This window comes from Streptomyces silvisoli (genome assembly GCF_029269905.1).
GTDB classification, from domain to species: domain Bacteria; phylum Actinomycetota; class Actinomycetes; order Streptomycetales; family Streptomycetaceae; genus Streptantibioticus_A; species Streptantibioticus_A silvisoli_A.
The window spans coordinates 1-959 of the sequence record NZ_JARJBC010000073.1 but is presented as its reverse complement, the minus strand read 5'-3'; the positions used below and the strand labels follow the sequence as shown (position 1 = coordinate 959).

Annotated in this window: 2 protein-coding genes; both read right to left on the bottom strand. The window is 64.0% G+C overall.

Annotation, left to right across the window (positions count from 1 at the left end):
- Positions 1 to 30: 30 nt before the first annotated feature.
- On the bottom strand, positions 31 to 423 hold the full coding sequence (locus P3G67_RS35760; RefSeq protein WP_276097241.1) for a DNA-binding protein: 393 nt from the start codon (positions 421 to 423) through the stop codon (positions 31 to 33).
- Positions 423 to 674 carry a hypothetical protein gene (locus tag P3G67_RS35755; RefSeq protein WP_276097240.1) on the bottom strand — a complete coding sequence of 84 codons (252 nt, stop codon included), beginning with the start codon at positions 672 to 674 and terminating at the stop codon, positions 423 to 425. The genes P3G67_RS35760 and P3G67_RS35755 overlap by 1 nt, the downstream gene beginning before the upstream one ends.
- Positions 675 to 959 lie beyond the last annotated feature (285 nt).

Genomic DNA, 959 nt, shown 5'->3' with positions numbered 1-959 from the left:
GGGCCGACCCGGGACAGATGACCCGAGTATTCAGACTTTAATGATCTCGACGGTCGGCCCGCACAAGAGGGTGAGATCTTCCGGATCGGAGGTGAGGACGGTCACGGGTCCCTGAGCGGCACGTGCGACAGCGGCCAGGACAGCATCGATGGCGTACTTGTGGCCGTGCAGGTGATGGGTACGCAAGAGGGCGGCGGCGTCACCCGCCAGGCGTTTGGTGATCTCGTGGACGTCAATGCGGGACAGAACCCAGCTGATCCGGGCCGGGTGGATACGCTCGAAGTCAGCCTCCAGGGTCGTCATGGCGGTCGTGGCGACGCGCACCCCCTCTTCCATGGCGGCTTGGACGAATGCAGCGACCTGGCGATCCTTGAGATAGAGCTGCGAGAGACCTTCGCTATCCAAAAGCAATGTGCCGGGCATCAGGCGGCGGCTCCGCCCGCACTGCGATGGTCATGACGCAGGACGGCTCGGGCCTCCTCGACCTCCTTCCGGGTCAGCGGATCACTATCTGTTTCGAAGTCCGTGACGATCTCGCGCAGCTTGTCCATGGCGACTCGTTGTTCGAGGGCCTCTGCGACGTAGGCAGAGAAGCCCCCAGGGCCAACATGGGCACGCACGGTCTCGGCGAGGTCCTCAGGGAGGCTCACCGAATACTTCTTGCTACTACTCATACCCCCAATCCTACCACCAGTAGGAATGCAAGGGGGCGTCGCGCGCTGCTCGTCCGCGTGAAAACCTGCGTCCGATTCGCACGTGAACGGAGACGGCCAGCTGACGCTACGGAGGCCGCGGCCCCACCCTATGGACAATTTCCACAACGGGCACCGACCCCAGCGCCCACTCAACGCAGCGACACTCCCGCGGCCCCTCCCCCAGCCGATCTCCAATCCAGACCGCCTCGCCCGCCTCGAGAACATGCCGCATGACCAGCACGGATGTGGTTCTCGGCACCTACA